Origin of the sequence: Pectobacterium sp. CHL-2024, assembly GCF_044751765.1 — a bacterium.
Taxonomy (GTDB): Bacteria; Pseudomonadota; Gammaproteobacteria; order Enterobacterales; family Enterobacteriaceae; genus Pectobacterium; species Pectobacterium brasiliense.
In genome coordinates, this window is record NZ_JBIXKO010000008.1 from 30080 (window position 1) to 55947 (window position 25868).

The window sequence follows — 25868 nt, forward strand, 5'->3', positions numbered from 1 at the left end:
GCCAGGAGCAGACATTACAAGCATTGCTTGCATTAGTCGGTCAGGAACAAACAACCCGCCTTCCACTCCAACTGAGAATCAGTTTGAAGATCCGGTCTTGGCAGACTCTTCTCAGAACACATAGTCGAGAACGGACTTATGTGCTCACTTTCATTTTTGGGTCGAATCTTTGAGCCTACACTGATAGCATTCGGTTGCTTCTGAGAAACAACACTGTTTTTTGTAATGGGTTAAAATGGTTCATAGAGTTCAGTTAGGGTATACGATGATGGAGCAGAACACTTTTGTTGACCGATTTTTCCACAGCAGCTATGAGCTCACAGATTTCAGGAAGACTGGTGAGCGTGATATTAATACATTATTCAGCTTTCTAAATAATTTACACTCCTTACAGGACAGAGTCCGTGAGCAGTTTGGAAAAACTATTTCACAGCACCCAGAGTTTAAATTACTGCGAATAATCAGAAACTATCATCATCACGTCGGCGACGTTGATGAATTCAGGGTTTTTAATACTAGGAATGAATTTTCATTTAGCCATTCTGAGATGATTATTATCCCGTTATTCGTAGTTGCTAAAGCGATTGTTAACGCAAAAAAAAGACCTATTGGAGAAAAGGAGATCAAAGAAATATCAGAGTTCATCGATAACTTTGAGCATATTTCAGAGAGGGCTTCGTTTTTTTCTGAAGAGCGACATCTCATTAATAAAGGTAAAAAATACTATCCAGGGTTTGACATTTATAAATGCGTTTATAACATTACAAATATTATTGCTGACATCTGTCGTGACATACCCGAGCTTTCGACCAAAGAATGTATTACTACTTTAGATGAAACATATACCAGTGCAAATAATATAGATAAACTCAATCTATTCTGTCATGCCGGAGAGGTTCCATTTCTCACTACTGAAGGTTATATAATAATTTCACAAAACTGAATATATTATGAGGCCCACATGCTTAAAAATTTAGCGAGGATGAAACATGCCCTTACGGAATGGGCTATCAAAGAAAGCATGCTTGATGATGCTACTTTTTTTACTCAGAAGGAATGGAACGACCGTGGAGAAAAACTCCATAACGATGCACTACTGGTCCTAGTGATTGACGGTAGCGGGTTATTTAGTTTATTGAACAACGGTTGTGACACAACCGAATTTGAGGATCTAGTTGAGTCCTTTGGCTTCTGGTATGAACAGGGGTATAGCTGGAGCCTGGGCTTTTACCCTACTGACAATTATGATTACAGCAGGCTAAGTGGTACCTACACATCCAAACTTCGGGATCCGAGATGGTTAAGGAAAGCAGTCCTAGTTAAGGATGAGGCTGGACACCGGTGCGAGGATTGTGGAGCGCGTGTATGTCTCGAAGCTCATCACTGCTATTACACGACGATGAGTCTGGGTTATGAGCCATGGGAGTATCCACTTAGTGCATTTCGGGCGCTGTGTTCTACCTGCCATATTACACGTCCTATTCCTGAAATAAGGGCACGGGCTTTCCTCGCACGACTGAACCAGTCCCAGCTTTCAAGGCTGCTTGATGGGTTGGATAATGGTTTCAACCGATTTGAAGCCGATTCCTTCATTGAGTTTATGCGGAAGGCTAACTTTCATAAGAAGCATATGGATGAAGCTCTTTTGCTTCTGAAAAAAAATACCGATATATACGACTGACTGTTTCATTTGAACTATAACGGTGCTCAATGATAAGGAAGGCCGCTACAATCAGTTGCTACACGTGAAACAAGTCATGTCGCATCTGGAGGAATAGGCATCTAAAGTAACGTCCGCTCCTCGCTCTTAGCCGACCATGAGATTTGGCAACGCCAGATTCAGCTTATGAATATTGCCTCAACTCCAGTTGCCGCAACTCGTCGAGAGTATAAATGCGAAAAACATTCCGATGACGTGCTTCCAACGGTATGTGCTGATGGTTGATGATGACGTGCTTGACACTGCTAAACAGCAGTTCAAGGGCGAGTTTTTTCTGTAGGTCCGGTACGATATAAAAGACGTAAATCCAGTGTTTCTGCGTCCGGGCCAGCAAATGGCTGGCGATGATTGACTGATAGCGGGCTTTGGTCTTCAGGCGGCGCTCGGTTTCTACTGCGATGACCTGTCCGTCAGGGAGTGTGATGAGTCCATCCGGACGGTGTTTGACCTGATACTGGCTGAAGAACGTTGAGCGATCGCCGTTTATCCATCCGGATGCACCTTTTTTCTCCAGAATCAGCCGAGCCACCTGATTATCAAGGTGGTGCTCCAGCGTCCAGCCAGTGATTTTTGACGGTTCAAAGCGTGCCGGGAAAATGTCATCGTCCGGCGTTAAAACGATAGCCAGTCCGTCGCTGGTTATGCCCCACAACGACATTTTCATCGTCCGTGATTCAAACACATGCTTTTGTATTAACCCCATTCGTTCAGTTTTTGTCAGCAGCGTATACAGCGATTTGTGATCCCTGAAGCCAAACAGCAGCATCAGCGTTTTAAAGTCGCTGTAGGTTTCTTCCTTCAGGAAATTCAGCAGCCTTTTTATCTTTTCGCTGTTGCGGGCGGTGCGCTCGCTATGCGTTACGATAAGCATTATGCCTCCTAAAAATTGAGCAAGGATGGTGTTTCGTCGTCATCAGATCTCGATTTTGCTGATTTACTTTCCCCTTCAAAGAAAAGATCGGGCTGGGTTGCCGCGACATTGGTCGTTGAAGCGGATGTCGCTCCTTCCTCGTCGAAGTCCAGCGCGATTTTTGCCGGTGCTGCCGACGCGACAATATCCGGAGAAACGGAATAGATCTCCAGCTCGTGTTTTTGTACCTTGATGGGGGAAATCAGTGAGGCAGAGGGAAGTGTTCTCGTCGTAAAGATAAAGCTGACAAAATCGGGCAGGTTCAGGATCATATTGCTGTCGATAAAGAAACGCTCGGCCTGTCTGATAGTACGTTCACCGTCGATGGTTTCCGTCAGTACGGCATCAGTTTTGGCTTTGCGGATTTCATCATCCACTAAGATGGTGCCGGACATTCTCGCTACCCATTCCGCTGTATCCGGGTCCATAACGCGGTATACCAGCTTGAATTTAGCGTTTTCAACGACTGCACCGACAACTGCATCGCCTTTTAAATCCGCTGGGCAGTCTTTTAAATCGGCAATGGACTGATGGGCCATGATGATATGTACGCCTTTATCCCGTGCTGCGCCTAACCCCTCCAGCGCTGGTTTTGATAAGTGGTATTTCAGTTCGTCGAGAAAGATGGCTATGGGGCGGGGCGTTTCTTTTACCCGGTCGCGCCTTTCTGCTAATTGGTAAAGTCGTACCAGCAGCATTCGCTGGGCGGTGATAATCTTGCTATTGCGCATTGAGCCGATGATATAGCAGCAGCCACCTTCATCAAAAACCGATTGGAGTGAAAATCCTGTCGGCGCGTTGATGGCATTGAGCAACGCCAGCTCTTCAATTTTGCCGAAAAAGGCTTTGATATCCTCCGCGATACCTTGAACATATTCGCCGTTATAAATATCGCGGATAGTCGAAGAGGGATGACTGCTGACAAATTGTGCCGCCATACGTGCCGCTTTTCGGTCGTCGATACGATAAAAATCGGATTCCTGACCTTTTTCCGCCAAGCTGAATCCCGCAACAAACAATTCCTCCAGTTCGTCAGGCGTAATATTTTCAATCAGATTTAATTGGTATTGCGGCTTTCGCAGGTCAATTAAGGCAAAGGGTTTGCCTGCATCCTCGCAGGCCTTGCGATAAAGATGCGCCGCCCATTCATCATCCTTTGGGTCCATAATAAATACACCTTCACCCGCCAGGATACTTTGGTAAAGCAATATACCGGTTGCTACACCTTTACCGGCTCCGGTGGTGCCGATAATATCCGCATGTTGTCTTTGCCAGTTTTTTAACGGGAGATACATCGGTTTTTCATCACGGTCTATCCCGATAAAAACACCCTTATTTAGGTTGATATAATCCAGCGGGTTATAATGCAGCGTTTCCGGCAGCAGGGATTTTACCGTGCGTACATCGGTGCGTAATTCTCGTTCAAGACTGGTCTTTTTGATGAGTCGTTTTTTTATTTTATCCAGTTCAGGCGTTAATGTTCGGCGAAGAGCAATATGGAAAATAAACCCTGCCACGGTAAATATAATTAATATTGACCAGTCCAGAATGGGAGTGCGGGTAAGTATCCTACCGTTATTAAGCCACTGAAAAACGCTAATAAGTAATGGCCCCACTGTGCCAAACAGGAAACACAGCAGGGAAAAACTGATAATCAGCTTTTTCCATAACGGGGCTTTCTGCCGATCGTCGCTTTTCATTGAAGCGAAAAACGGCAGGGTTAGTCCCGATAATAACGCCAGCATCAATTGATGCTGTTGCATAACATCAATAAAGGACAGCACACCATTTACTATCGGCGACAGTGAAATGGCAAGCTTATTTAACATCATGGTGCCTCCTTTGTCCGCGACTCGCCCCAACGTATCGCCCCATCAATTCGCCCCACGGTGTTGGGCGAAAAGGCGGGGCGAACGTCTGGGGCGAAGAAGGTGACCGCAGAGCGGTCATGTGTCAGGAAGCATGCTTTCTGACACGAAACAGTGAGCGCCAGTTCATGCGGGCTGGACGCCCTTATTGTCTGGCGCATGGGGGTAATGTCGCGGCTGGACGCCGCGCCAAAACCCCCAAGGTCAAAGGCGGCACACCGTCGCCCGCTACGCGCGACCACCCCCTTTGAGACGCCGTTTTTCGCCTATTTTTTCTTTTGTCCGTTCCGGCCAAGCGAAAAAATGGGAAAACGCCTTCAAAGCGGGTGGTCGCGCCACGCTACCGGCTTTTGGCCGGAGACTTAGCTGCGACGGTGTGCGGGGCAAGCCCCCCAAATAAACCGCTATCGTGGGCGATAGCTTTTCGCTCGCTGGGGCGGCGAAATTTATTCGGCTCCCCCAGTCTGCAAAATCCGCGTGGGCGCGGCTGTTTGCAGATGGGTTCGGCGACGCAAATTAGCTATTTCTGCGAAATAGAATTTACTCGCCTTACGCCACTTTTAAATTTCTGCTATTCGCATAAATTTAAAAGCCTAAGACCGTCACGACCAGTGCCGAGCTTTCCATCCAGATTTGATATGGGGAACGGTAATAATCCCGGTATTGCTATTACCGTTTTTCTTTGAATTCAATTATGCACGCGGCCAAATTTATTAATTATCTGGTCGATAATTTTCGGGTCAGCTGATTTGCATTCGAGTAATAAGATTTTTCGGGCATCGGCAGTACGGTTGGGGTGAAATCCGTGTCTGTTCTTTTTTACAACATTAAAGAAAGATCGTTCAGCGGACTGACATTCATTTCCTCCGCCGTTACCAGTTTTTTTACCGTACAGGCATAAAACAATCTCACAGGCATCAGCGGCCATTACGAAAGAGGGCAGTAGCAAACTCATGCAGAAAAGGCAGGTGGTGAATAGGATCATTTTCATATCAAATACCTTTATTGGGAATGAGGGGCTTTAACGGTTCGTCTATCTGAATGATTTCTTCATCTGATGAAGGTGTATCGGTTTGAAATAAATATCCCCCATCCGACGAATATCACCGTGAATATCTACGCTGACGATGATATCCACGCATTTAAGCACCTTGCGTAACAACACATCGAACGGGATATTTTTGCAGTCAGGGTTCTCATAGCAGCGGTCAATGATCCCTTCAATACATTCTTCCGGGCTGCCTGCGTGCAGGGAGGTGATAAGACCTTCATGCCCAGACCCAATAATTTTCAGCGCGTCCCACGCTTCCCGACCACGAATTTCCGCCAGCAGAATACGGTCGGGATTCATACGGTAATTGGCCCGAATCAATCGACCCGGTGTGATAATCGCCTCGTCTCCGGCATCCGCCGGGTAAAACAGATGCACATAATTGGCGTGATGGTAAAAACGGATTTCGGGATTATCTTCAATCGTGGTTAGCCTGAGATGTGGCGGAATATAGTGCAGCAACGTCTTCATATAGGTGGTTTTACCGGAGCCGGTTTCACCAACAATAAAGATCGTTTTGCCGTACTCAACGGCCTTTTCGATAAAGTGGGGGATATCACCATTGTTGTAGCATCGGATCAGTTCATCATCTTTGCCTTCGTTTCTCTCCTTACCCGCTATCCGGTTATAAAAACCTGCATCAATCCAGGATTGATGTGTTTTCTGCTCAAATGACGGATTTCGCAGCGTAATCGATACGGTATTCCGCTCACAGGCTGGGGGGATAATGGTCTGGACACGTTCACCTGATCCTAATGTGGCGGAAAGGATAGGGGAGGTATCATCGATATTATCCTCATTCCATGAGGCCAGTGCTTTGGCAAACGCATGGCACTGACGCAACGTAACCGGAGAATCATGCTTCTGCCATCGACCGTTTATTTTGGTGTGGATCTCTCCGGGGCGGTTAATGGCGATTTCCGTCAGGCCATCCAGTTTGAGATAATCGCCGAACAACTGGTTTTTCATAAAATCCAGCGACAGATTTTCAGCGCTCATACCACCTCTTTTTTAGACGTAGTTGATAAACGGAAGAGAAATCGATATCCGTACCGGTCATGATGCCGATCACATCGCCCTGATTGAGGTACATCGTGGGCGGGATATTGATGCTGTTTTCTAACGCCTTTTTCGCCATTTCTGACGCGGCAGAGCGGGTGTTTTCGGTGTAATCGGTATTGCGGTCTTTCCCCGGAGCTGAATCTGATACGGCGGCAGCCACATCTTGTACGGTGCTCAACATCAACGCATTGCCGAACCGTTCCCAGAAATGGGTATCAATCCATCCGCTAATCCCGGCCTCACCCAATGGACCGGTGGCTTCGGTATCAATCAGTGGGATTTGCAGGCTACCGGGTTCCGGTGTGCGTAATTCCGTCCAGATGACAAACATCCGGCTCCGGCCATGTTGCAGCGCCCCGGTGCGGTAGAACCCTCTGGCGACGGTTCCGGCAGGGAGCAACTTCACGTAATGGTTGGCGCTGTAGACATCTTCACCGATAAGGCAGGAAATACGACCACCCACGTCAGAGACAAAACGCCGCATCATTGAGCATGGAATATAACGATCAACCGGAAGGTAAAGATTGGGATCGAGACCCAGTCGCCTGACGCTGGTCACTTTTGCGACACCGGGATTGGTGTCGTTAGCCTCTGTGCTAGGCGTTGTGCTGGTGTTCTTGCTCTGTGTGCTGCCAGAGGGTGCAGTTTGTGAAGCCTGAGTATTACCGCGTTGTGTGGACTCAGCGGCACTACTTGACCCATCGACCAGTGCCGCCGCCTTATTTAAAGCAGGTGGCTCTGACGGTGGTGCCGTCTGTATTGGATGATTATCTGTTGCGGGTTCCTGTTTGCCCTGACCGAACAGGCCGAACGGATTGTTGTCCATGCCGAGGTTTTTACGCTCATGTTGTCCTGTATTGGCTGATGGCGGGGCTGGGGTTTCAACCGACTTATCATCGCGTTGCTTTAATGCGACAAGGAAGCGATCTCCACCCAATGCCAGGGCAATCAGTGCCCCCAAACTCAGCAGGCTGACCATCAGCGTCCGGCGGCTGGAGGATTTTTTGAAGCGGGTCACTTCAGGTTGGCCGGGAGGCGTATGCTGCTCTGGTGCCTGACTCACCATCGCTGAACGGGCGCGTTCACGGGCTTCGGCTTCCAGCTCCGCCACGGTTTTTTCCGTTGTCTCTGGGTTTGTTTTATCAGTCATCTGGCCTCCAGTGTGACGGCTGGCGAAACGGTATCGCCGCTGGTGACAGCGACCTTGCCAAATGACGTATTCTCAATCCCGACTACCGCGCTGCCGTAGCGCAATACCAACTGTGGCGACATTGCCCGCACGACGACCACAGTATAGTTTCCGTGTTTGGTTATGCGGGGTGTTACGGTCTGTTCCTGCCCGTTCACGACTCGAAAGAGAGACGGAAGGATTTTGACGGGAGAAAAACCCAGATAGATAAAGCGGCCATCATCGTAAGTAAAATCTGGTGCTATGGAGGCTGAACCCGTCGCGACTCGCTTGGTATAAAGCCAGTTACGCGGCGTGGTAACCTGCTCAAAGGCTGTCGCTATCTGCTGCTTTTCCTGTGTTTCACGCAGGAGCTTCAGGCGGGCTGTGCTGGCTGTGTCTGCTCGCCTGCGTTCGTCATCCGGATAGCGAAAACGGATAATAAAGGCCTGAGAAGGCGAGTCATTTTCCAGCACGTTCAGTTCCAGACTGTAATCGCGCTTTGATGTTACGACAAAGAGATTGGTTCTCCACTCGCTTGCCGTTGGCAGAAACACCTTATTGACGTTGTTGCCATTATCATCGGTTACCGGCTGAGTGATAGGATTTGGACTGACACCGACCCGGTTATCGCTTTTGGTGACTTTCCAGCCCTTCGGAAACCCCGCTTGCGCGTCGATGACTTCTTCATCGTCATCAAACAGGAGTGTGGTGAGGTAGCCGGGGCGGGTGTTGACGATGGTTGCATTTTGGCTGTTATAGGTGACATTTTGCATTCGGCTGTCATAGGTGCTGCTGCGCGGTATTGCCGCGCTCCAGGCTGTGGATGACATCAGAAGGAGCCACAAAATCACTGTTTTTTTCAGCATCATTCACCTCTCAGTTCTTTATCGCGCTGATAGCTGGTCACAATGAACCCCAGCGGATTCACTTCTCGCTGGCTGTCTGTCAGTTGTTTGCGGGGGAGGTAGCGATAAGTCAGACGGATGTTCCAGACATCTGTTTTAACCGAATTATCGACAATGCGGCGGATAGTCCGTTTAATGCGTAAGGTCGCCAGATGGTCAGGATCTGTCGCGGCCGCGTGAACGTTGGAAATAATGTCGATAGACACGACATATTCTGCTTTATTGAAAATGACATCGGGAGCCTGATTGCTGTTAAACCCGTCGAGATAATCCCGGTTCACACTGTCGCTGTTGAATAACTGCACATCGTCGTAATCGCGTTGGAGAGCAAAATAGTTATAGCCCTCGCGGAGCCTGACGTAATGCGCTGCTAACGCCTGAGCCAGTGCTTTCTCGGTGGAAATATTCTGCTCTTTAATCCGGGTCATATATTCATAACGCCCGGTCTGTTTATCCACTGACCATAATTCTATTTCGGTGTTTTTCAGCGGGAGCAGAATGATCAGCGCGGTGATCGCCATAGCGGCCAAAGCAAACCCTATGGCCGCTATTCGCCACGCCATCTTTTTTTCCCGTTCATCCTTTTCCAGCAGGACAGACTCAAAGGTTCGGGATGACGCAATGATGTTTTCTGTTTCAGACATGTTTTGTCAGCTCCTGAATAATTGCGGGGGAATTAACCGGTTGAGGCTCGCCAGATACTGGCGTCAAATCGTGCTGACGCTGTGCGCAGCCCGTGAGGACGCACAGCATCAGAAAGATGAGGCTGGATTTCATATTGATTCCTGTGTTTGTTGAAGACAGAAATACTTTACCGATGGCGGTTGCCACGGTACGAGATGGAGAGATGGGGGGTAGAAGGAAATTAGCGGTTACGCTGTTGGTTGAAACGCTTCATGCTGTCGATAGAAGCCGCACGTTTTTGCCATGCGGAGAGGGCTTTGCTGGTGCCTGTGGCGATAAGTGTACCTGTTGCAGTAGCGGCGCTGACGCCTCCTTTTGCCGCTAACCGGGCACCCGCCGCACCGGCTTTCATGATCGGTTTCGCTGCATCAGAAGAGGGCTTCGCCAGCCCACGTAGACCGCCCATAGCGGCACCCTGTAGTGCTGCTTGAACGGCGACGCCGCCTAATGCGTTCGCGATTTTTGCTGAAAACCAAATAATGATGCCTGAAATAACACCCGCAACGCAGCACTGAACGCCCAGTGTGATGATATTGGCGCTATCTGCAAAATTAACCGCTTTATCTAATAGCCCATTAAGATAATTGATGACAATCCTGATAGATAACGCGGAAAACATAATCGTCAGGATCACCGTGAAGATAATTTTCAGCCAGTTGTTAAACATCGGAATAAGGAATCCATACAGCAGGCAGAAAATAAATAACGGTGCGGTGGTGGTCATTAATACAATGATTATTCCGGCTAACAGGTTAACCGCCGAACCAAATAGCAGGGTGACGATTGCGCCTCCCCAGACCAGAAGTTGGGCAATACCGCCGTTGAGCTTTACATAGGTGGAATCATCTTGCTGATAAAGCTTTTGTCCTATCGTTTGCGCTTTCGCCCAGACGGTATCCAGTAACACCCAGACATTGTCATCACCGCTGACGCCGTCGGTTAATCCGTTAATGGCAGAAATGGCTAAATCCAGCCAGCCATCGAGATTTAAAACGAATGTCATGATTAATAGCATTCGCCCGACATCCCATATGACATCTTCTACAGGCGTTTGGAGTTTTCCAGCCAGGGTTTGATAACCCCGATAAGTGACAAATAACGTGAAGGAGCTGACGGCGATAACGCTTACCATATCGCCGTACACGGAGGTTTGTCCCCGCAGTACGGCATGTAAACCGTCAGTGATCGTGTTGTTCATTCCAACAAACATACCACCTGACATAGATGACCCCTTTAATTCAAATTGGGAACCTTGGCATTTTCCTGACGGAGTTCAAATCGCGCTTCTCGTGCATTTTTGCAATCCTGGGAGTCATCGCCGGATGATTCACACGCTTTATATCGCTGACTCAGTTCATCCGGGTGTTCTTTGTACCACTGCGTTGATTTCGGGTTGTCACACCCCGCCAGAAATAATGAGCTTAAAATAATCGGAAAAATGCAAAGTGACGTTTTCATTCTTACCCTCTCAATAATTAAAGTCAGGAATCGGAGCGGCGAGTTGTTGTTCATTGAATGCTTTTTGCCGCTGTTGAGTCAACATCGTGGCTCGCTGTTCAGCCTGCTTGACTGACATTTCCCATTGGCTGGTTAATGCGTTCAATTGTACGCTTTTGGCTGCCACCGCGTTAGCTAGGTCCTGTGACTCTTTCGAGTCTTTGGCGTTGGCAATACGGTCGGATAAGTCTGATATATCGTTTAATGTGCTATTAATCTTGTTTTGAACATCGCTGGTATTCTCAATCGAGACCGCCTGATTGAGAACAAGTTGTTTGCAACTTTCCAGATAACGTTGCGATGAACTGGACTGATTACAAATATCGAACGATTGATATTTGTTATATAGGCGCTGAAGGTCAGAAGAATAATAACCGTTTGAGTTGGTCAACAGGTCATCCAGTGAAGTACCATTTTTACGGAGGTGTTCGATATCGTTTTTTAGGTTTTTAGCATCGTGGAGAAATCCCTGAATATCCCGTATGCCTGTTGCGGTCGCTAATTGCTGCTTATAGGCGTCAAGCTCGCTTTTATAGTGAGTGATCGTTTCCTGCCATTGCTGGAGTTTCTGTACCCATTGGTTAATCGACTCGGTATTACTGGCGGCATCAAACACTGGGATACCGGCGCTGAGTACGGGTGTGGAAACCAATAGCGATAACGCCAGACACATCTTTCTGGTTTGCATGGTGATGACCTCCGGGGTGAATATCAGATAGCCTGGTTAAGGAACGTTTCTTTCCAGTCGGTGGGTGACATGCCTTCCTGATAAATGGCATCAAATATTTTCAGGTTGTCTTCACTGCCGCTCAGGATTTTGGTGATGTTCCCAAGGCCCGATAAATCCATTCTTGCCATGGCGACAAATGGGCGCGTTTCACCAACACGCAGTGGTGTTTTCAGGACAACCATATAGTGCTCACTCGGATCAAGGTTACGAACAACGTCGTAAACGCTTTCAGGGACTTTCATTTTCTCCACGTAATCCGCACGGCTGGCTTTGGGGTTAGCGAGAAAGATTTGAGTGCTGCATTGCTCAATAATCGCCGGAGCGATGGGATGCCTGACGATTTCATCGGGCGACTGGGTGGCGGGGATAAAAATGCCGTTCAGCTTGCGAATCACCTTGAGCATATTGAGGGAGAATTTAGAAAACTCAACATCAGCTAGCCATTTCCAGAACTCATCCATGAACATCACCAGTCGGCGACCATCCAGCAGGCTGGTGACGCGGTACAGCAGGTAAAAGGTGATCGGCCCGCGAATGTCGTCATCATCCAAGAATTCCGTACCATCGATACCAAAGTTATCAATATCGCCGATGTTGAACGTGTCCTCCTCGTTATCGAATACCCAGCCAAATTCACCATCCTGCGCCCACTGCTTCAGTCGTATACGCAGACCGTTAGTTCGGGCCTCCTTGGTCGGTGGTTCGGGCAACACTTCCAGCAATCGGGTAATACCATAACGGCGATATTCCAGCGGATAGTCCAGCATAATGGTATCCACCGCTGTGCTGATACGCTCTTCATCGCGGGGATCAAGTGGCTTACCGTCACGACGGCACAGCATGCGGATCAGCCGCTTGATAAAGCTGATATTTCGTCGAGTAGGAGCAAGTGAAAATGGGTTAAATCCGGTAGGAATACCGGTCCGGATACGGAAATAGCGACCTCCCATCTGGCGGATCGACATCTCTGCTGCTCTGTCTTTATCAAAGTAAACGGTGGTCAGCCGTTTGATGGTGGCAGAATCGGAGAATGTCGCCGGATTGCGGTACTTCTGCATCAACTGTTTCATCATCGTCATCAGCAGTGTCTTTCCTGAACCTGTTTTACCGATGATGGCAGTATTCCCCGGCGTTTTCTCATTGAAGTCATTCCGTCCTGCCTGACTGTCATGCAGGTTCAGATAATAACCGCCACCACCGGGGGATTTCAGTATGGCGATAGCCTCACCCCATGGATTGCCGTTGCGCTTATGGGGATGAAAGTTATGCAGACTCCCCATATCCGCGTAATTCTGGCTACTGACCACTACCAGACGTGGTCGCAGCGAGTAGACGCCGGGGAGTTGAGCCAGATAAGCGGCAGGTAACGACAACGTAGACAGGGATGTCATGATGCCGAGATCGTTAAAAGGCTGGGCCAGCGCATTAGTCTCCTTTACCACTTGATCGGCGCTGGTGGAGGAGACCAGCAGGGAGAAGTGATACTTGCCGCAAGACACATGCCCGGACTGGAGCAGATCGCGTAAGACGATCAATTCCTCACGCTGTGAAATGGCGTCATCGTCGGTTGAGTTCAGCCGTTTTTCCGCCAGTCGGATATGATTTTGCGCTTCATCCCGTGCCATACAGGTAAAAGACTGCGTCAGCACATACTCGCTTTCGGCATACAGCAGCGCATCGAGCAGGCCAGTGTAGGTCTCCGGTGAATAGTCTTTAATTTCCAGACTGCGGAAGAAACGGGAGCCGCTGAGCGTCTGACATTCGGCGGTATCGGTGGTAAAGAATACATCCGGCGTGCTGAGTGTGTGATAAAACGGTGTGCGTGTCACCGGCACGTTCTGCCATTTGCCGGTAATTAGCCGATGATAGAAAGCCAGTTGTGAAGAGTAAGCCCGACCTTTTTCCTCATAAAGGCCCAATGGAGTTGCCACATAACGTGACAGGGCGGTGTGGATGGCTTCATGGTGCTCCAGCATCCCTTTCAGGGCATCATCCAGCGCCGCTTTCCTTTTTCCGGCGGTCTGCGCCTTCATGACTTTTTTCTCCAGCGTGGAGAAAGGGGCATAACAGACGGTGAAAAACAGTCGATGCCGCCAGAGTGGTTTCTCTTTTAGTGGCTGGTAATAGCGTTCCGTGACTTCATCCGAAAAGGGGATGCCCGAGCTGGTGTCAAAGCCATCCTGATATTTCTCTCGTATGCGGTGAATATAGAAGGTGATCGGTAGCCCTTCATACGAGCGGATCAAGTTGTTGAGGTGGCTTGCCAGCAGTGTTAGGTGATGTTCGTCCTCACATTCAAATACAGTACCGCCCAATTCCCAGCTAGCGACTAAATCACCGGCGCGATTTCTTATGATGCGAGGGTGAATGTGCGAGGAGTAAGGAATGTATTTATCCAGCGTGATGCGCTCGTTTAATTTCATCTTAGCGGTAAACTCCGAAACATCGACGGCGTCATAGTGGCTTGCCAGCACGGCATGGGTACCGAAATGGCGATCCGTGGCAAATCGCCCACGGGTTTTAAAGGCCAGCCACAGCAGTCCGAAATAATGAATATCCGTTCGGGCCTTTGCCTTCATTTCCAGCCAGGCAGGGATTAATAACAAGGCAAGATAATAGCTTGTGTAAACCGACAGCAGGACAATAGCCCCGCTGACGATCACGAACGGGACGAGAGGGATACCCATAATGGCGGCAGGGCGGGTCAGTGCTTTGTTCAGGGTGGTCATCGGTTCCCCCTATGATGCCCAATAGGCACCAAAGCCTGATGCACCGACAATCAGGATGGCTCCGATAATGACGTTGCGCATGTCATGCAAACTTTTACCATCAAACAGCACCTTGTATCCCACCCACATGGTTGCCAATGTGATCGTGACGGCGGCCAACCCGAGTAAACCGGTGGAGGTATTACTCAGCGTATCGTTGGCTTTGTTAAACCCGCTCCCTGCTGCCAGCGTTTGGGTCGATATCAACAGGGAAGAAAACGCAGGCCAGTATTTACGTTTTTGCATCGTCATTGATCCTCATTAATTACAGGTAGGGATACATCGCCGCGAATGATGGCGTCGGGATAGTGCAAGGAGGTCAAAACCGGTATGGATTTATCGGTAAGCTCACCGCGTAGGACGGTGGGTGGATAATGAATATCTGAAGTGGATTGGCTGGTGGTACTACGCTTGAGATCTTCCCGCGTTGACGGGACCACATAGCCAATACGTTGGATATAACTGGTTTGGTTAAAGGCAGATTCTGGCTGCTGACCCGTATCGAAATTACCGGAATAGTAACAACTGAGTGCTCTTTTCAGCGTGCCACCTCGCTGGTAGCAATCGGTAAGAATGCGCTCAAAAACGGACAGATTAGTGCAGGGGTCTAACAAGTCATGAGCCGTTACGCCGTAATGCCTGAAATTGGTGCTGGTGATTTGCATCAGCCCGACCGAATAACGACGACCTTTTGCTGCCACCTGCTTGATGATGTTGACGGCAACTTGCTTGCTGGTGGGTTGATGAGAAATGATGCCTACGCTGCCGGGTTTTCTCTCTTTCTTTGGCACAATTTCAGCGACGGCATAAGGATTAAAGCTGGATTCTACTTTTGCCACATCAGACGCGGTGGATGGGTGAATAGTGGCGGCACACTGCATGACCGCCGCCATAAAAGCAGTGGGTGAAAGCATGGTTGCCTCGGTAACAAGTCTAGCCACACGTAGCCATCAGATAGTCGATGGCAAGGGAAAAGGAGGGAGAGTTGAGCGTTAATCGTGCTGGGGTGCCTGCGGCGTATCGCTATCATCCTTGGGTTCAAGAAGCACCAGTTTGCCGGAGACAGCAATACCGGGTGTTAGTACGATGTTCAGTCCGGGTTTGCCGTTATGAGCGAACGCTACGCCGACTTTTGTCCAGTAGGTGTTCTTCTCTCTGCTGGTATCGGGTTGGCTTTCCTGCGTGACAAACACGTGATAGGTAGGTTTTCTCATGCTATTTCCTTTCATAAAAAGCGATGGTGAATTAACTTCATCGATCACATCCCGATTCTGCATTCCGGTTTCAACGGGTCAGCGAGAACATTCAGCGGCACCCTGAATTGTGGTTGCGTGACAGCCCGACTCGTATTGTTAAAGAGCAATACCCGCCCGGACGAATGAACGTCCATAAAGCTCGCCAGTGGAAGGTGACGCGATTAGCGTGCGGTATCAGCGTCAGGATGAAAATGAGAAAATCAAAAAGGGAATGAGAGAGAAAAATATATAGTGTGATAATTATTTTTAATGGATGAGTTGGATTAGATTTGAACTGGTGCTTTGTAGCCCATGGAAATTCCTAATCTGGCAGGCAGGTTTGTGCCAAGAGCGGACATTGCCAAAACATCTTTATAGAATAATGAACCGTTCTAGATAGAGCCGCGGGAATGAATGGCTAAGTTATCCTAAAGGGGCATTCGCCCCCATTTATATTTATTTCAATCGCTTACCTGTTTCATCAACGACTTTCTCTCCGTCTTCCTTGGCGAAAGCGCCTTGTTGCGCATCAGGAAGGATATCCAGCACAACCTCAGACGGACGACACAGGCGTGTTCCCCGTGGCGTCACGACGATAGGGCGGTTAATCAGGATCGGATGCTGGAGCATAAAGTCGATTAACTGATCGTCAGCAAATTTATCTTCCGCAAGCCCCAGTTCTTCATAAGGCTCGACATTTTTACGCAATAGTGCCCGTACCCTGATCCCCATATCTGCAATGATTTTAACCAGCCCATCGCGCGACGGTGGATTTTCAAGGTAATGAATAATGGTTGGTTCATTACCACTGTTGCGGATCATTTCCAGCGTATTACGCGACGTGCCGCAGGCTGGGTTGTGATAAATGGTGATGTTGCTCATATCAGTATCTCATTACAAAGTGAAAGAGAGACGTAGCGCCAGCGCGGCCAGCGTTACAAACAGCACAGGCAGAGTCATGATGATCCCGGTGCGGAAATAATAGCCCCAGGTGATCGTCATGTTCTTCTGTGAAAGGACATGCAGCCAGAGCAGCGTTGCCAGGCTGCCAATAGGTGTAATTTTAGGCCCCAGATCGCAGCCAATAACGTTGGCATAAATCATCGCCTCTTTGATAACGCCTGTTGCGGTGCTGCCATCAATAGAGAGAGCACCAACCAGTACGGTAGGCATATTGTTCATGATGGAAGACAGAAAAGCCGTCAGGAAGCCAGTACCAAACGTCGCGGCCCAAAGTCCTTTATCTGCCAGCACGTTCAGCACGCCAGAGAGATATTCTGTTAGTCCGGCGTTACGCAGGCCATAGACCACCAGATACATCCCCAGCGAGAAGATGACGATCTGCCATGGCGCACCGCGCAGCACTTTGCGAGTGTTAATGGCATGGCCTCTTTTCGCCACCGCAAACAGAATGACAGCCCCTACAGCAGCAATCGCGCTGACCGGGATACCCAACGGCTCAAGGACGAAAAAGCCAACCAGAAGAAGGATCAACACTATCCAGCCGGTTCTGAAGGTTGCCAGATCTTTAATCGCTTTTGCCGGTATTTTCAGGAGAGCCAGATCGTAAGTCGGCGGAATATCTTTGCGGAAGAACAGATGCAGCATCACCAGTGTGGCGATAATGGCTGCGATATCAACCGGCACCATTACCGACGCATACTCAGTAAAACCCAGCCCAAAGAAGTCTGCAGAAACGATGTTAACCAGGTTCGACACGATTAGCGGCAGACTGGCCGTATCGGCAATAAACCCGGCGGCCATGACAAATGCCAGTGTCGTGCCTTTGCTAAACCCTAATGCCAATAGCATTGCGATTACGATCGGCGTCAGAATAAGCGCCGCACCATCGTTGGCAAACAGTGCCGCCACCGCTGCACCGAGCAGAACGATATAGGTAAATAACAAACGTCCACGACCATTGCCCCAACGTGAAACGTGTAGCGCCGCCCATTCGAAAAAGCCGGATTCATCGAGCAACAGGCTGATAATAATCACGGCAATAAAAGTCGCCGTCGCATTCCAGACGATATTCCAGACAACAGGGATATCACCAAAATGGACAACGCCAGAAATCAACGCCAGTACCGCGCCTAGTATCGCACTCCAGCCGATCCCTAATCCCTTCGGTTGCCAGATAACCAAAATAATGGTCAGGACAAAAATAGCGCCTGCCAGTAACATAAATCCTCCAGACAGGACGGCTCTGCCGCCCTGTGTATACAAAAAAATTAAACTGCCAGCTCTCTAAGTTTCTTGATGCCAGTGAGCTCAGAAGCCATTACTGGTACTAACGCTATGCGGCTTGCATGCTGGTTTTTCACAGCCTCGATTTGAGGAAGCTCTTGTCGAGCACGCTGGCAAAGCAGTGGTGAATGCGTCTGTGCAATAGAAAGGCTGTTATTGATAATCCAGCCCCACGGGTGAATCCCCGCTCTTTCAAGGTCAGCCTGTAGGTTTGCCGCTTCCAGCACCGGTGTTGTTTCAGGAAGCGTAACAAGCAGAACTTTGGTTCTATCTGGATCCTGAAGCTGCATCATTGGGGTAGTGAAATGACCTTTATTCCCCATTTTTTTGGCAATTTCGCGGTGGTAAGCCCCGGTCGCATCCAGCAGCAAAAGCGTGTGTCCCGTAGGCGCGGTATCCATGACAACAAACCGCTTACCCGCTTCACGAATCACCCGGGAAAAAGCCTGAAACACAGCAATTTCCTCAGTACAGGGAGAGCGTAAATCCTCTTCCAGTAGCCGTTTCCCTGCTTCGTCCAGATCTCTCCCCTTCGTCTCAAGGACATGCTGGCGATAACGTTCAGTTTCATCGTGTGGATTGATCCGGCTGACCTGCAGGTTATTCAGGCTACCGTTCAGCGTGTTACTGAGATGTGCGGCGGGATCTGAGGTGGTGAGATGCACATCAAAACCCATATCCGCCAGCCTTACTGCGATGGCAGCAGCCATCGTGGTTTTACCCACACCACCTTTGCCCATCAGCATAATCAGACCGTGTTCACTGGGGGCGATATCATTGACCAGGTCAGAAAGCGATAAGTTTTCAGACGTGTACAGGGCGTTCGTTGCAGGGAGCGGTAATGCCCCTGAACGGGTGTCCAGTAGTCCCTTCAATGCAGACACGCCAACCATGTTGACTGGCTGTAGTAATAAGGTATCTGTCGGTAGCTCAGATAAACCGGCAGGAAGATTTGCCAGTGCTTCCTGCTCTCGTTGCCATATCGCAGCGGCCAGGGCATCATGTTCAGCTTCGGCTGCAGGCAGCACACCATTAATAACCAGGTACTGGCTTTTCAGGCCAATTGCAGCCAGTTCTTCATGAGTGCGGGAGACTTCCTGCAGCGTTGATTTTTGCAGTCGTGCAACCAGAACCAGGCGGGTATGTTCAGGATCGGATAACGCCTCTACCGCATGAGCATACTGTTCACGCTGCTTTTCCAGCCCGGCCATTGGGCCAAGACAGGAAGCACCATCCGGGTTACTCTCAATGAAGCTACTCCAGGCACCGGGAAGCTGGAGCAGGCGAATCGTGTGGCCCGTCGGCGCTGTATCAAAAATGATGTGATCGAAGCGGATAAGCAGGGAAGCATCAGTCAGCAAGCCAGTGAATTCATCGAACGCAGCAATCTCAGTCGTACATGCTCCTGAAAGCTGTTCGCTGATACTGTTAACAACGTCATCAGGCAAAAGACCTTTAATAGGGTCAACGATTCTGGCACGGTATTGCTGAGCTGCTTCTTGTGGATCGATTTCCAGCGCCGAAAGGCCAGGGACCGCAGCCACAAGCTGGATAGTGTTACCGATAGTCTGATCGAATACCTGGCCGACATTGGATGCTGGATCGGTACTAACCAACAAAACCCGCTTACCCTGTTCGGCAAGGCGGATGGCCGTCGCACAGGAAATGGACGTTTTTCCTACTCCTCCCTTACCGGTAAAAAACAGGTAAGGCGGGATATTCTGTAAGAATTTCATATGTCCTCCTTACATACTCAGCAACAGGAAGTATTACCACCACAACTGCTGGTGGGAGCTAACCCTACCTTCTCCAACGGAATACCGAACCAACGAGCCAGCTCAGCGCGTATTGGGTATCTCCCAGCCTTCACCGTTTCACCGTCCAGCAGCAACAAAGGAAGCCCTTCTGCTCCAGATGCTTCGAGGAATGCTTTCACTTTCTCGTTCTGAACAAAGCTCATGGGCTGCTGTGCAAGGTTGTAACGTTCAACCTGTACGCCACGTCCTTTCAGCCACTGCACATCAGTAGAGAAATCAACCAGAACCTGATCGACATCTGAACTACATACGCCGGTACTGCAGCACATTGCCGGGTCAAACACTGTTAACGTTTTGATTCTGAATACCTCACATTCGAAAAAACATATATATTCAGGCAAATTTTTTAGATACAAACAGCCCTACCGTTGCCAGAGCAATTGGCTAATGCCAGCTTACGGGCGATGGCCTGTACGTCGTCCTGTTTGCTTAGCCGGGCCTGCTCAATTACCTGGGCAGCCCAGGAAGGAGTATGCGGGGATAAGCGATAATGAACCCATTTCCCTTGCTTGCGATCCAGCAATAATCCACTTTCCCGAAGCATCGCCAGATGACGGGAGATCTTAGGCTGGGACTGTTCCAGCGCCGTGCAGAGATCGCACACGCACAGCTCGCCCATTTCACTGAGCAGTAGGACGATACCCAAACGAGTTTCATCGGACAGGTTTTTGAAAAGCTGCAGGGCTGTCAGAGACATGATTCCTCCCTCTCATTTAGGCATATGGTACTCTCTGGCTTAATAAAATCAAGAACACATACGATAATTCGAATATGTTAATGTTTCAGTTATCGACAATATGACCCGGTTCTTGTGGCGATAGCCGATCAGGAAATGGACCTTGTACGAACCCATAAGCCTAAAAGTTAACCAACGATACTTGCCACGTGAATTGTAACTTGGGAACAAAAGGTATCTTCTACGTCCGCTCCCCTCTGTGAGTTCAACCGATGGATGCAACACATTGGTTAAAACGCTCTGCGGGTGATTCATAGTCTAGCGTTTTTCTTGGCCTCTCGTTGAGTTGCCTGGCAACACTGTTTAGTCTTTGCTGGCACAGATCTGCCTGTGCCAGGTGAGAAGGAAGCAAACAATTACACAACGAATGGTGAGTGAAAATGTACACCAAGAGCTTGAGCCGCAGATAAAGTCAGTTTGCTGACGTAAAGGAATATAACGCCCCCTGATTTGAGCATTTATGGTTTTAGCAGAATTTAAAAAAAGATGAAAAAATCCTAATAGTGCATTTGACGTAACTGATGCATTTAATGAACTATTGAATGCATCAGTTACCACTCACGGAGTGAAATTAGTTGATGTAAACGATAAACAAAGTGTAGCGCAGGGCGTTGTTGTCAGTGCATAGCGTGTGTTCGTTATGATTCCGGCCTGTATGGATATGCTGTTCGCCGGGAGCATTCCTGAACAACCTTATGTTTTTAGATAAAGAAACCCGTTAACGGCATGTTATTTCTTCCTTTTTACTTGCAGAGGTAAAACCAATGAGTATCAATCCTTACGGCACGGATCTTTTCACCGCTTTCTATAATTCAAATGATGCCGAGATCGCTTCGCAGTTGGTTGAACAACGGCTTTCCGGTTCATTTAAAGACCATTCACCAGTATTTGGCGCCGAACCCAGTAAAGCCGGGTTTGAAGCAAGTGTGCGGTTCATCAACACTGCTTTTAAACAGGTCTACCATGTTGATCGGATGATCGAGCAGGGGGACATTGTGGTCGCCATCTGGCATGCAGAAGTGGAGCATGTAGGACAATTCCTTCATGTGCCAGCGACGGGCAAACATTTTTCTCTGAACGGCATTACGGCCTATTCGCTTTCGGACGGTAAAATTACCGGGCACTGGGAGCAATTCGATCAACTCGCTATGCTACAGGCTCTCGACATCATTCCGACTTTTGGAAAGTAAGAAAATGATGTGATTAGTGCTTAGGAGAGATTTCGCGCGCCCGGACCTAGGTAGGCTACCTCAGAACAGAACGACCATGTATTATGTGATACACAACGTGTGTCGGCTTAACCAACTAAACTGGATATATATGGGCGGCTATGACCTGCCATCATGTGGCGTTGCGAGATTTCTTTTATTGCTGGATGGCCCCTGGGCAACATTGATTGTGAGGGAATTGCTTCGCGGTCCTCAGCGCTTCAGTGAGCTTCGAAAAGCGCTCCCTGGCATCAGCGCACATACACTGACGCATCGGTTACGGCGCTTTGAAAAAAGCGGACTGGTCATGCGTACTGCGTTTGCGGAAACCCCTCCGAGGGTTGTTTATGAACTGACAGCGTTAGGAGGGTCTTTAGAGCCAATATTACTGACGATGAATACATGGGGACAAAATTTACCGGATGAGATGCTTTTGTCAACGCTCACTGATAACAACGAACCATGAAGAATAAATTGATATTCTTTATGGCGAGAGAAGATGAAATTAATTAGTATCGCGCAGAAAATTGTTTCTGAAATGCGACTCGACAAGGACTGGCCGGATAAATGGAAAACGGCGGCTAAAGAACTCCCCGGGCGCAGACCACGCAGCAGGACGATATTCATACTAAATCATAATGGCACAAATTCAGCAGCAGATAATAAAAAATAGAGTGCATAATAATGTAGCCCAGTCAATGGATTTTATATTCCGGAGTTCCATTTGGTATTTCTGGAATCTGTTATTTTCTCATTGCCGACTGTCAGGTTTAATCGTGAACAATACAGAACACTTCCAGAGCAAGTTTGAGCCAACACAGATAAATAATAATGGTTGTAGCTTCCTGTTCAATATTTCACTGCCTGCGATACAAATGGTATTTATCCTAATAATAAAAAATGCGCAGAGAAGGTAACTTCTCTGCGCGTAGGTCATCCCTTTATCAGCGTTGTCTGTGCTCAAGTATGGTTTGACATTCCGTACAGGTTGTCACGCCCGGCAGGGTTTGTCTTCTCTGCTCGGGAATGGGTTCACCGCACAAGCGACAGTAATGTAATGAGGGGGTAGTTGCTGGCTTGAAACGGTTCTGTTCAATCATCTCTTCCAGACGTTGCTCATTAAATTCCTGATCGCGATCGATCTCATCTGGCATGCGATGTCCTCCTGTTCAGTGCTTCTTTCTCACAAAGGGTGATACGGTTCCAGACGGCGGTCAGGGAAAGCCCTTTTTCGCGGGAAGACAATGATTCAGTCACCTGCATCATTGCTTCCAGCGCGTCAGGTGTATCAAGGTTTTCAGCGCGGTTCTTTTTCCATGACAGCCAAATTTCTGCATCAATGAGTTCATCTGGGATAGGTGTTCGGCCATAAGGGATGGTGACACCCAGCAACCGGCGACGAGCGCAGACTTCATTCGAGGTAAGGCCAAAAAAATGATTAAGGAGTGCTATAGATCCTCCCAATCTGACGGCGCGATTTATCTGCTGCTGGCGTTGCGCTTCCTGGTGGGACAACGTCAGGATCTGTTGTAGAACGTCGTGACGGACAGTGATCGACATAAACTGTGCCGATGCCCGGCTGACGATAAACAGTTCGTCGAGGGATAGCTGATTGAGGGTATTCAACTCGTCGAATGTGAATCCTAGCGTTTCACAATAACGAAAATTGCCTTCCTTGAGCGCGGCAAGTGCGTTTGTTAACACTACGTAATTCAGTGAGGGGAACATATGCTGTATCTCCCTTCAGCGCGTTAAGCGGTTAGCTAATTTGAAGTTAATCCATTCGTCAATTTCAGATTCCAGCCAGGCGACGCTGGCAGGTCCAATCTTTATTGAAGAGGGAAAGGTACCTTCTTTCATGTACAGGTAGATTTGCGAGCGTTTCAGACCGGTTTTTACTTCCACTTGTTTCAGGCGTAATAACTGATGAGCTGTCATAAATACCTCCAGTGCAGAAATGGGATATGCCCGGAGATGACAAAAAAACACAGTGAGGAAAGGAGTGAAAGTTGAAGAGCCCGTATTACGGACACCGCAATCCTTAATACGGGTTTTTAGATTGAAGCGTGTAATGTCATTTTAATTGGGGGCCTAAACAGACGTCGGTGAACCACGTTCAAGCGCCGTTTTTAACGTATCGCCGCTGAATCGATCGGTCATGCCTTCATCTGAGGCCCACTGTTCAAAGATGGACAGAAGCTTATAAGGTTGCCTGATTAATGGTCTGATAGACTCATTGTTTTTACAAGCAAGCCAGAACAGTCTGGATAATGGCGTGGATATACGTGTCGAGGAGGGCTGAGAGGTATCATTTTTGGCAGGCATGCTAATTAATTTCTCAAGTTCGGTATGTTTTATGACGAAACAGGCATCCTTAGGTAAATCATGAATCGGAAAATATTCTCTATGGCTATACTGCCTTGTTTTCTGGTATGGGATTTTTTCAGTAATGTGTGATGCGATATTTTTGGGAAGTCTCATGATTTGCTGTTTTATCCTTTCGCGATACCTGATTTTCTCAAATATTTGAAAGTGATCGTCACCGATATTGACAGTAAGACCATAGTTAACGTGATTTTCTCCGATTACAGGTAGTGGAATACCCAGAGATCTCGCTAATAAACGTTGAACCAGTACATATTCATAGCCGATAAGCGTTGTATCAATCACTTGTTGAGTGGGGTAAGTATATTTCCCCTCGGTGGTGACGATTAAGTTTCTGTTATTGATGAAACAGTTTTTTTCGAGAATGCATAGCTGGTTAATCAAATGATTGCCTATAGGCTTAAGTTTTGCCTTAGCATTTGATGTTTTGATTCTTCGTAAGATGACTGGAGATTGGAAGTAGATCGAAAGGTTGATGTCACCATATAAGGCATGGCGATAAATATCAGCTTCTGTTAACGGTGAGTTTCTTATCTGAGTCGCTATCGCAATAGCTTCTGGTATCGTAATCCAGTTAAATGCATCACTTTTGGTATCGAACATCCTATTTTTCATTATCATGATTCATCTCCTTTATATGAAAATGATATATGCATAGGTGTCTAACATTCCCTTATGCAGCCATGACGTATAGATAGGATTCTAAAAATGAGGAATAGGATTAATGAGCGGTTGTTATTATAACGATGGTGTTATTAATCGCTTTTCGCTGGCGGTCACAAAAATGTTCCAACTGGGACGCTATCAGCAGATGGGTCAACTTCCTCATGTCGATTTTTATTCTGTGTGTTGCTGGTTTTATTCAGAGCAATACGACAAAGCTCCGCATCAAAAAGGAATGAAAATACCCTGAATCAGGCATATCAATTGGTTCGAGGTAGTTAACGAACCAATTGATGATGCGGAATGGTTGAATCGAGTGGCGACCAGAATGTTATTCCCTGATTGTTGGCGATTAAGCCCAGCAAGTGATCTAATTGTTTTTATGACGAATTTCTCGCGGAATGCGCTGCCCTTGTGAATCGAAATAACGATTCGGCCAGATTTCACTCGCTGGAATGCCCAGTGCGTCTGCGATCAGTCGTTCACCTTTCGGCCAGGGTCGGTTTAGTGCATTTGCAAGCGTTGATGAACTAAGACCCGCCTCACGTGATACGGCTGCTAACGTCGTCTTTCGTTTACGCAGGGCTGCAATGATATCGGCAGGATGCCAGTCCATTCGTTGTTTCTGTTGTTCAATGTTCATACGTCCTCCTCTTGGATTGAAACTTTACTTCTTCCAGTAAACTATATCTTTATTATGGTGTAAAAAACAATCAAAAATAAAGATAAAATTTATTTAGGAAAGAAATGATTTAAGAAGAGCTTGCCGAGAGAAGCGATAATCAGTCTATGTTGATCAGTACCGTGGATAACACCGTGATTGGTAAGCGATTAAGACTAGCTCGAGTGAACAAGGGATTAAAGCAGGCAGAGCTCGGTTGCCTAGCTGGTCTGGATGAGGAAACGGCAAGCTCTCGTGTGAGCCAATATGAAAGAGAAGTCAGTGCACCAGATTTTGGGCTGGTTTCTCGGTTCGCTACAGTGCTGGATGTTCCTGAAGCGTATTTCTATGCCGTCGATGACGATCTCGCCACCTTGATCTTACAGTATCACCGTTTCAAGAAAGCCAACCCAAACTCCACGCTGCTCATCACACCTCAGTAAGGTTGGTGCCCTAATGCGTCTGGTGTTCAATTCCTGTGTATTTACTCTTCTAAATTTAATTATTCCTACTCTCAATAAATCAAATCTTCATTTTTGGGTTTAAAATA

Annotated in this window: 32 protein-coding genes and 1 pseudogene; 7 read left to right on the top strand and 26 right to left on the bottom strand. The window is 48.1% G+C overall.

Annotated elements, in window-relative coordinates:
- Nucleotides 1-265 precede the first annotated feature (265 nt).
- Both ACIPUG_RS13225 and ACIPUG_RS13230 read left to right on the top strand, forming a co-directional pair.
- Entirely contained in the window at nucleotides 266-943 is a 678-nt protein-coding gene (locus ACIPUG_RS13225) for a hypothetical protein (protein WP_205536959.1), read from the top strand.
- Nucleotides 944-961: 18 nt separating this feature from the next.
- A complete protein-coding gene (locus ACIPUG_RS13230) occupies nucleotides 962-1681 on the top strand; it encodes a hypothetical protein (protein WP_049264894.1) in 720 nt (239 codons plus the stop codon).
- Between the two features lie 163 nt (nucleotides 1682-1844).
- Here ACIPUG_RS13230 and mobC read toward each other — a convergent pair whose 3' ends face one another.
- From mobC to ACIPUG_RS13335, 21 genes and pseudogenes are all read right to left on the bottom strand, one after another.
- Nucleotides 1845-2591 (bottom strand): MobC family replication-relaxation protein, encoded by a 747-nt coding sequence (gene mobC, locus ACIPUG_RS13235; RefSeq protein WP_400338724.1) that lies wholly within the window; start codon nucleotides 2589-2591, stop codon nucleotides 1845-1847.
- A gap of 8 nt (nucleotides 2592-2599) precedes the next feature.
- Nucleotides 2600-4462 carry a type IV secretory system conjugative DNA transfer family protein gene (locus ACIPUG_RS13240; protein ID WP_400338725.1) on the bottom strand — a complete coding sequence of 621 codons (1863 nt, stop codon included), beginning with the start codon at nucleotides 4460-4462 and terminating at the stop codon, nucleotides 2600-2602.
- A 724-nt stretch (nucleotides 4463-5186) separates the two neighbouring features.
- Nucleotides 5187-5489, bottom strand: a complete 303-nt coding sequence (locus ACIPUG_RS13245) for a conjugal transfer protein (protein ID WP_400338727.1) — start codon at nucleotides 5487-5489, stop codon at nucleotides 5187-5189.
- 42 nt (nucleotides 5490-5531) lie between these two features.
- Entirely contained in the window at nucleotides 5532-6548 is a 1017-nt protein-coding gene (virB11, locus tag ACIPUG_RS13250) for a P-type DNA transfer ATPase VirB11 (RefSeq protein ID WP_400338728.1), read from the bottom strand.
- Nucleotides 6538-7761: a VirB10/TraB/TrbI family type IV secretion system protein gene (gene virB10 / locus ACIPUG_RS13255; protein WP_400338730.1), complete on the bottom strand. Its 1224-nt coding sequence runs from the start codon at nucleotides 7759-7761 to the stop codon at nucleotides 6538-6540. The genes virB11 and virB10 overlap by 11 nt, the downstream gene beginning before the upstream one ends.
- Nucleotides 7758-8651 carry a P-type conjugative transfer protein VirB9 gene (gene virB9, locus ACIPUG_RS13260; RefSeq protein WP_400338732.1) on the bottom strand — a complete coding sequence of 298 codons (894 nt, stop codon included), beginning with the start codon at nucleotides 8649-8651 and terminating at the stop codon, nucleotides 7758-7760. The genes virB10 and virB9 overlap by 4 nt, the downstream gene beginning before the upstream one ends.
- Nucleotides 8648-9331, bottom strand: coding sequence for a virB8 family protein (locus ACIPUG_RS13265; protein WP_400338734.1), 684 nt, complete (start codon nucleotides 9329-9331; stop codon nucleotides 8648-8650). Before ACIPUG_RS13265 ends, virB9 begins: the two co-directional genes overlap by 4 nt.
- Entirely contained in the window at nucleotides 9324-9464 is a 141-nt protein-coding gene (locus tag ACIPUG_RS13270) for a hypothetical protein (RefSeq protein ID WP_025918851.1), read from the bottom strand. The genes ACIPUG_RS13265 and ACIPUG_RS13270 overlap by 8 nt, the downstream gene beginning before the upstream one ends.
- 88 nt (nucleotides 9465-9552) lie before the next feature.
- Nucleotides 9553-10593 carry a type IV secretion system protein gene (locus ACIPUG_RS13275; RefSeq protein ID WP_400338736.1) on the bottom strand — a complete coding sequence of 347 codons (1041 nt, stop codon included), beginning with the start codon at nucleotides 10591-10593 and terminating at the stop codon, nucleotides 9553-9555.
- An 11-nt stretch (nucleotides 10594-10604) separates the two neighbouring features.
- Nucleotides 10605-10829: an EexN family lipoprotein gene (locus ACIPUG_RS13280; protein ID WP_205947876.1), complete on the bottom strand. Its 225-nt coding sequence runs from the start codon at nucleotides 10827-10829 to the stop codon at nucleotides 10605-10607.
- Nucleotides 10830-10839: 10 nt separating this feature from the next.
- Nucleotides 10840-11556, bottom strand: coding sequence for a type IV secretion system protein (locus ACIPUG_RS13285; RefSeq protein WP_400338738.1), 717 nt, complete (start codon nucleotides 11554-11556; stop codon nucleotides 10840-10842).
- Between the two features lie 23 nt (nucleotides 11557-11579).
- Nucleotides 11580-14327, bottom strand: coding sequence for a VirB3 family type IV secretion system protein (locus ACIPUG_RS13290; RefSeq protein ID WP_400338739.1), 2748 nt, complete (start codon nucleotides 14325-14327; stop codon nucleotides 11580-11582).
- A 9-nt stretch (nucleotides 14328-14336) separates the two neighbouring features.
- A complete protein-coding gene (locus tag ACIPUG_RS13295) occupies nucleotides 14337-14618 on the bottom strand; it encodes a TrbC/VirB2 family protein (RefSeq protein ID WP_107332632.1) in 282 nt (93 codons plus the stop codon).
- Nucleotides 14615-15280, bottom strand: coding sequence for a lytic transglycosylase domain-containing protein (locus ACIPUG_RS13300; protein WP_400338741.1), 666 nt, complete (start codon nucleotides 15278-15280; stop codon nucleotides 14615-14617). The genes ACIPUG_RS13295 and ACIPUG_RS13300 overlap by 4 nt, the downstream gene beginning before the upstream one ends.
- Before the next feature lie 78 nt (nucleotides 15281-15358).
- Nucleotides 15359-15580, bottom strand: coding sequence for a hypothetical protein (locus tag ACIPUG_RS13305; RefSeq protein ID WP_038667668.1), 222 nt, complete (start codon nucleotides 15578-15580; stop codon nucleotides 15359-15361).
- Nucleotides 15581-16057: 477 nt separating this feature from the next.
- Nucleotides 16058-16483 carry a glutaredoxin-dependent arsenate reductase gene (arsC, locus tag ACIPUG_RS13310; protein ID WP_400338743.1) on the bottom strand — a complete coding sequence of 142 codons (426 nt, stop codon included), beginning with the start codon at nucleotides 16481-16483 and terminating at the stop codon, nucleotides 16058-16060.
- Between the two features lie 12 nt (nucleotides 16484-16495).
- Complete coding sequence (gene arsB, locus ACIPUG_RS13315) at nucleotides 16496-17785, bottom strand: arsenite efflux transporter membrane subunit ArsB (protein WP_400338745.1); 1290 nt, start codon at nucleotides 17783-17785, stop codon at nucleotides 16496-16498.
- A gap of 47 nt (nucleotides 17786-17832) precedes the next feature.
- Nucleotides 17833-19584, bottom strand: coding sequence for an arsenite efflux transporter ATPase subunit ArsA (arsA, locus tag ACIPUG_RS13320; protein WP_400338747.1), 1752 nt, complete (start codon nucleotides 19582-19584; stop codon nucleotides 17833-17835).
- Between the two features lie 17 nt (nucleotides 19585-19601).
- Nucleotides 19602-19964: an arsenite efflux transporter metallochaperone ArsD gene (gene arsD / locus ACIPUG_RS13325; RefSeq protein WP_400338849.1), complete on the bottom strand. Its 363-nt coding sequence runs from the start codon at nucleotides 19962-19964 to the stop codon at nucleotides 19602-19604.
- Between the two features lie 47 nt (nucleotides 19965-20011).
- Nucleotides 20012-20362 (bottom strand): As(III)-sensing metalloregulatory transcriptional repressor ArsR, encoded by a 351-nt coding sequence (gene arsR / locus ACIPUG_RS13330; protein ID WP_400338748.1) that lies wholly within the window; start codon nucleotides 20360-20362, stop codon nucleotides 20012-20014.
- Between the two features lie 244 nt (nucleotides 20363-20606).
- Nucleotides 20607-20717 (bottom strand): annotated as a pseudogene (locus ACIPUG_RS13335) (IS30 family transposase); the annotation flags it as partial.
- A gap of 448 nt (nucleotides 20718-21165) precedes the next feature.
- Between ACIPUG_RS13335 and ACIPUG_RS13340 the strand changes: the two are divergent.
- The 3 genes from ACIPUG_RS13340 (at nucleotide 21166) to ACIPUG_RS13350 (ending at nucleotide 22282) form a co-directional block, all read left to right on the top strand.
- Nucleotides 21166-21591 carry an ester cyclase gene (locus ACIPUG_RS13340; protein WP_336254793.1) on the top strand — a complete coding sequence of 142 codons (426 nt, stop codon included), beginning with the start codon at nucleotides 21166-21168 and terminating at the stop codon, nucleotides 21589-21591.
- A 130-nt stretch (nucleotides 21592-21721) separates the two neighbouring features.
- On the top strand, nucleotides 21722-22075 hold the full coding sequence (locus ACIPUG_RS13345) for a winged helix-turn-helix transcriptional regulator (protein WP_400338750.1): 354 nt from the start codon (nucleotides 21722-21724) through the stop codon (nucleotides 22073-22075).
- Nucleotides 22076-22108: 33 nt separating this feature from the next.
- Nucleotides 22109-22282 (top strand): hypothetical protein, encoded by a 174-nt coding sequence (locus ACIPUG_RS13350; RefSeq protein WP_400338752.1) that lies wholly within the window; start codon nucleotides 22109-22111, stop codon nucleotides 22280-22282.
- A 271-nt stretch (nucleotides 22283-22553) separates the two neighbouring features.
- Here the strand turns inward: ACIPUG_RS13350 and ACIPUG_RS13355 are convergent, their stop codons facing one another.
- The 4 genes from ACIPUG_RS13355 to ACIPUG_RS13370 all read right to left on the bottom strand — a co-directional run bounded on the left by ACIPUG_RS13355 (nucleotide 22554) and on the right by ACIPUG_RS13370 (nucleotide 24615).
- Nucleotides 22554-22763 carry a TraR/DksA family transcriptional regulator gene (locus tag ACIPUG_RS13355; protein WP_044203170.1) on the bottom strand — a complete coding sequence of 70 codons (210 nt, stop codon included), beginning with the start codon at nucleotides 22761-22763 and terminating at the stop codon, nucleotides 22554-22556.
- Entirely contained in the window at nucleotides 22753-23337 is a 585-nt protein-coding gene (locus ACIPUG_RS13360; protein ID WP_400338755.1) for a DUF2857 domain-containing protein, read from the bottom strand. Before ACIPUG_RS13360 ends, ACIPUG_RS13355 begins: the two co-directional genes overlap by 11 nt.
- A 15-nt stretch (nucleotides 23338-23352) precedes the next feature.
- Entirely contained in the window at nucleotides 23353-23547 is a 195-nt protein-coding gene (locus ACIPUG_RS13365; RefSeq protein WP_039285716.1) for an AlpA family transcriptional regulator, read from the bottom strand.
- A 153-nt stretch (nucleotides 23548-23700) separates the two neighbouring features.
- Entirely contained in the window at nucleotides 23701-24615 is a 915-nt protein-coding gene (locus ACIPUG_RS13370; RefSeq protein ID WP_400338758.1) for a hypothetical protein, read from the bottom strand.
- Between the two features lie 103 nt (nucleotides 24616-24718).
- Here ACIPUG_RS13370 and ACIPUG_RS13375 point away from each other — a divergent pair, with 103 nt between their 5' ends.
- Nucleotides 24719-24907, top strand: a complete 189-nt coding sequence (locus ACIPUG_RS13375) for a hypothetical protein (protein ID WP_121268848.1) — start codon at nucleotides 24719-24721, stop codon at nucleotides 24905-24907.
- Nucleotides 24908-25027: 120 nt separating this feature from the next.
- Here ACIPUG_RS13375 and ACIPUG_RS13380 read toward each other — a convergent pair whose 3' ends face one another.
- Entirely contained in the window at nucleotides 25028-25300 is a 273-nt protein-coding gene (locus ACIPUG_RS13380) for a helix-turn-helix transcriptional regulator (RefSeq protein ID WP_039468625.1), read from the bottom strand.
- 146 nt (nucleotides 25301-25446) lie between these two features.
- Here ACIPUG_RS13380 and ACIPUG_RS13385 point away from each other — a divergent pair, with 146 nt between their 5' ends.
- A complete protein-coding gene (locus ACIPUG_RS13385) occupies nucleotides 25447-25761 on the top strand; it encodes a helix-turn-helix domain-containing protein (RefSeq protein WP_025918866.1) in 315 nt (104 codons plus the stop codon).
- The last annotated feature ends 107 nt before the right edge of the window (nucleotides 25762-25868 follow it).